The sequence below is a fragment of the Endozoicomonas sp. ONNA2 genome, from assembly GCF_024606365.1.
Lineage (GTDB): Bacteria > Pseudomonadota > Gammaproteobacteria > Pseudomonadales > Endozoicomonadaceae > Endozoicomonas.
Genome location: NZ_JAHHPO010001209.1, coordinates 1 through 5115, shown reverse-complemented (window position 1 = coordinate 5115; position 5115 = coordinate 1). Strand labels below are relative to the sequence as shown.

General features: G+C 49.7%; 2 protein-coding genes and 1 pseudogene. 2 read left to right on the top strand and 1 reads right to left on the bottom strand.

Annotated elements, in window-relative coordinates; all coding sequences use genetic code 11:
- Both KDK14_RS21260 and prpF read left to right on the top strand, forming a co-directional pair.
- Nucleotides 1-1049 (top strand): annotated as a pseudogene (locus KDK14_RS21260) (Fe/S-dependent 2-methylisocitrate dehydratase AcnD); the annotation flags it as partial.
- Between the two features lie 69 nt (nucleotides 1050-1118).
- Nucleotides 1119-2291: a 2-methylaconitate cis-trans isomerase PrpF gene (prpF, locus tag KDK14_RS21255; protein WP_257267271.1), complete on the top strand. Its 1173-nt coding sequence runs from the start codon at nucleotides 1119-1121 to the stop codon at nucleotides 2289-2291.
- Between the two features lie 23 nt (nucleotides 2292-2314).
- On the opposite strand, the gene KDK14_RS21250 is transcribed toward prpF, so the two are convergent.
- Nucleotides 2315-5115, bottom strand: a 2801-nt coding sequence (locus KDK14_RS21250; RefSeq protein WP_257267270.1) for a hypothetical protein, incomplete at its 5' end; no start/stop codon positions are given.

Here is a 5115-nt window from a genome sequence, read left to right as displayed (position 1 = left end):
ACGCCAAACAGGCTTTCCTGGCCTCGCCACCGTTGGTGGTGGCTTATGCCATTGCCGGTACGGTACGCTTTGATATCGAAAAGGATGCCCTGGGCACTGATAAGGATGGCAACCCCATCACCTTGAAAGAGATCTGGCCCAGCGATGAAGAGATTGATGCCATTGTTGCGGAATCCGTAAAACCAGAGCAGTTTCACCAGGTTTACATTCCCATGTTTGACCCGGGCAAGGCGGAGCAGGCCGACAGTCCTCTGTACGACTGGCGCCCCAGGAGTACCTACATTCGTCGTCCTCCCTACTGGGAAGGTGCTCTGGCGGGTGAGCGTACCCTGAAAGGCATGCGCCCTCTGGCGATTCTGGGCGATAACATCACCACCGATCACCTGTCACCGTCCAATGCGATTCTTGCCAGCAGTGCAGCGGGTGAATATCTGGCGAAAATGGGGCTGCCGGAAGAGGACTTTAACTCCTATGCCACCCACCGTGGTGACCATCTGACGGCGCAACGGGCCACCTTTGCCAACCCGAAGTTGTTGAATGAGATGTGTCTGAATGCTAGTGGTGAAGTGAAGCAGGGCTCTCTGGCCAGAATTGAGCCAGAAGGTCAGGAAATCCGTATGTGGGAAGCCATTGAAACCTATATGGAGCGTCGCCAGCCCCTGATTATTGTTGCCGGCGCTGACTATGGTCAGGGATCATCCCGGGACTGGGCAGCCAAAGGGGTTCGGCTGGCTGGAGTTGAGGCGATTGTGGCAGAAGGGTTTGAGCGTATTCACCGGACCAACCTGGTGGGCATGGGTGTATTGCCCCTGGAATTCAAGGCTGGCACAACCCGTAAGACACTAGGGCTTGATGGCACCGAAACCTACGATGTGCGCGGTGAGCCGATGCCGGGAGCCACACTGATGCTATTGATTCACCGTGGCAACGGAGAAACCATTGAAGTACCGGTAACCTGTCGTCTGGATACCGCTGAAGAGGCATCCGTATACGATGCCGGTGGTGTGCTGCAGCGTTTTGCCAGGGACTTCCTGGAATCCGCTGCCTGATCATTCTCACGCTGGCCCTATATCAACGGTGCCAGCACCACACTCCTATAACAGAAGGAGCTGTTTTCTATGGCTCACCCTCCACAGATCAGGGTACCCGCAACCTATATGCGCGGCGGAACCAGTAAAGGTGTTTTTTTCAATCTCACCGATCTGCCAGCTGCTGCCCGGGTTCCGGGCAAGGCTCGCGATGCCCTGCTGCTCAGGGTGATCGGCAGTCCGGACCCCTACGATAAGCAGATTGATGGTATGGGTGGTGCCACGTCCAGTACCAGTAAAACGGTGATCCTGTCGAAAAGCAGTCTGCCTGACCATGATGTGGATTATCTCTTTGGCCAGGTAGCCATTGATCAACCTTTCGTGGACTGGAGTGGTAACTGTGGAAACCTGACCGCCGCCGTTGGTGCATTTGCCATCAGCAACGGGCTGGTTGATGCAGGGCAGATACCCGACAATGGCATGGCAACGGTACGGATCTGGCAGGCCAATATCAAAAAAACCATTATTGCCCATGTGCCAATGACCCATGGCGCAGTACAGGAAACCGGTGATTTTGTCCTGGATGGTGTGACTTTTCCGGCGGCTGAAATTCAGGTGGAGTTTCTTGATCCTGCCCGGGGTGAGGGCGCACTGTTCCCCACCGGTCATCGGGTGGATGATCTTGAGGTACCGGGTGTTGGGATCTTAAAGGCCACCCTGATCAATGCCGGCATCCCCACCATTTTTATCAATGCCGAAGACATTGGTTTCCAGGGAACGGAACGACAGGAAGAGATCAATGGCGATAAGCAGGCGCTGGCCATGTTTGAGAACATAAGGGCCCATGGCGCACTGCAGATGGGGTTGATCAGCAGCCTCGAAGAGGCCGGGACCCGGCAGCATACGCCGAAAGTCGCTTTTGTTGCTAAACCGAAAAGTTATATCTCTTCCAGCGGCAAAGCAGTCTCTGCAGATGATATTGATCTTCTGGTCAGGGCGATCTCCATGGGTAAACTTCATCATGCCATGATGGGCACCGCTGCCGTGGCCATCGGTACGGCGGCTGTCATTCCGGGCACCCTGGTCAACCTGGCGGCCGGTGGCGGTGAACGAAACTCTATCCGCTTTGGTCACCCCTCGGGTACCTTGAAAGTGGGGGCTGAGGCAGTACTTAATCATGGGCAATGGTCGGTGACCAAAGCCATCATGAGCCGCAGTGCCAGGGTATTGATGGAGGGTTGGGTTCGTTTGCCGGTTGCATGAAACCTCAGCGTGCGTGATTAAACTCACAGAGAGGTCAAGGCTCCTTTAGCCAGTAGCTTTACAATCACTGCATTCAGCGTAACCAATGGATTGGCACCAAAAGTAACGCCAAGGTTTGGCTCGTTATCCCTTGTAACAAAACCAACGCCGGGAATCAGTTCGCGGGACTCGAATATGCTGAAATCAACGATATTGGTCGTTTCTGAACAGTTAGGGTATATCGATTTGGGAATAATGTTTTGTTTTATATCGTTCACGAACCTGGCGTCATGGCCACACCAGTAGCTAACCTCCCTGACAGCCTGTGACAGCAGTTCATCTTCATCCATGGCCTGACCCACGCGTTCTTCGGTGAATTGAGGGAATGCCTTGTGAAACACAATGGTCAGAATAGTCTTTATGTTACGCTCATGATTCAACATGGTCGCTCTATTGCCCGAGTTGAACTGTTTTTGAAAGCAAAGAGCATATTGCAATACCAGCCCCTGGGCATTTTTTGCCAGCTCTGAAAATGCCACTTTGGCTCGATCCTCTGATTGTTCAAAATCGAGAAATTTCTGATATCTTTTGGAGAAAAAATAATCCTCACCCAGCTCAATGATACTTTTTGTATCGCCGAAATCCCGCATGCCTACCGGACCCACATTGGGATGTTCTGACGCTTTTTTCCACTGAAGCAACCGCCCCTCGCTAGTGGCTCCCACATAAGATGAGAGGACATGGTGTTTTCGGTTAGTCACTGAGTCATGGTCAGCAGCCATTACCGCCGGAGCATATAATCCGTAACTGAATAACACGCCGCAATCATGGGCATACTTATAGAGTCCCTCGAAAATCTGATCCGCATTGGTTACTGGATCCAGATCGCAGGGGTATAAATGATAAGGCGCATCTTTTGTTGATTGCAGATGAAGGCAATAACCTGTCTGGCCATCAATATAGCGACACTTCTCCTCCAGTTTGGCCTTTTTGGCTGGAGGAATTAATGTCGCCAGATCAGTTTGATCCCAGCGATACCTGCCGACCACTTGGGGAATCGAGCTTTTCAAGCCATGCTGGCTGGCTATGGCCGCCATCAGGCTGATTTTATTACCCTCTGTTGCCAGTGCTTCCGGTTTTTCCGTATCGCTGAGAAATTTCAGATAATCCCAGCCACCATCCGTGCGCTGAATTGCCAGCGTACGCCCGTATACGCCTGTAGGTTTGCCCGATAATGATGCTGTCAGGGGAGGCGCTGTCCACTGCTGTGAATTGCCCGATTTTTCCCAGACATTATCAAACTGATTTTCCTGTGGTTGATAATCTTTATCCAGTGATAACAACATCTGCCAAATGTAAGGACATCCCATGTTATTGATGGGGTAGACAGCTCTGCAAAATAAGGTCTCTCGCTGTTTTGCACAATCAGGATTATTTAACCAGTTATTGAGTACATGAATTCGATGGCCGGGGGGGGCAAGACGTAGAAATGACTCCATGATGTCAAAGTGTAATGTAGTGACGGGATTGGCATATTCTACAACCTGTTGATACCCATAGGATGCTGATGTTGTCGAAGGCTCATTATATGAACCCGGACACAAGTCGGGCCACAAGTCCGGGCGATAACTTTTTTGCCTGCCTGACAAGGCTGCCTCTTTCTCACGGTAATTCGATTCCAGTCGAACCCATGACAGGCCATCTAGCAAAAGCCAGTCCATGAATTTCATGAAATCATCGGGACGGGTGAGACCATTGCAACATTTCGCCCTGTTAATGAGGATATTCCATGTCTCACAGTACCGGGCATCTTCCTGTAAAAGACCTGTACTGTTTGCCAAATTGGTGTCAACCGCTATGACTATAAAAAGTTGTGCTGCCCACAGGCTTACATCTTTCAGAGCTAATGCATGTTTAAAGTTCGGACCTGACCAATTTTTTAGTTCATAAAATCCATCCCGGCAAATGGCCACTTGCTCCATGACAAGATGGATAAACGACATTGCTGTCTTTTCTGGAGACAGTAAATCTTGCCACAACAGTCGGCCGTTTGTATTGGGCAAACGCCATAAAAACGGCGCTATTCGATTCACTGTCTTGACGAACAATCGTTCATTGGTTAAACCAGCCTCTTTGGCCATAAGAAAAGGAGAATTGTTTAAATCAACAGATGCTTCTTCAAACGCCTGTCTGGTGACGGAAATTCCCATTTCCTGCAATAGTTCGGTGGATTGGTGCAGTCCTCCCAAAAGCGCAATCAGGGCAATCAATTGCTGTTCATCCTGACAAAATAAACCCATAAGTTTACGGGCTTCTTCCCTTGATTGTTGTCCAATAGCTTCAAGGACAAAGACCATTATGATGCTGTTTTTATATTTGTTGCACTCGCCACGATTAGAGCTTCTGTGTTGCTCGAAGTGATGCCTGCCAATGTCTTCAATCAAATTCATGGTATTACATGCACGACGGAGGTAATTAAAGAAAACTATCAATCGTTGATGAGAAACCGTTGGTATTGCTTGTGCGATTGCTTCCTGAAACAGTCCTTCATTAATTATTCTGGAAGTTAAAATCATCTCGGAAAGAGCGTCAAATCGAGGATCGGTATCAGCGAAAATAGCCTTGACGAATAACAGGTCCGGGCAATGTGGGTTGCAGTTATCTATCAGCTTTCTCATTGTATCGAAAGGGAGGTAAACGATAGAGTCAGGGTATGGGTCAATCCAGACAGGATTTTGTTTGATGGGGAATCCTTGTTCAATAATATAGGTCAGAACGTTCAGATTGTTTTTTGCAACCCCCGACCAAATAGCGATATCACGCGCTATTTCTATGATATTATTGG

What these genes read in the sequence shown, in the direction of transcription:
- prpF (WP_257267271.1), top strand. Translation starts at nt 1,119, where the DNA reads ATGGCTCACCCTCCACAGATCAGGGTACCCGCAACCTATATGCGCGGC.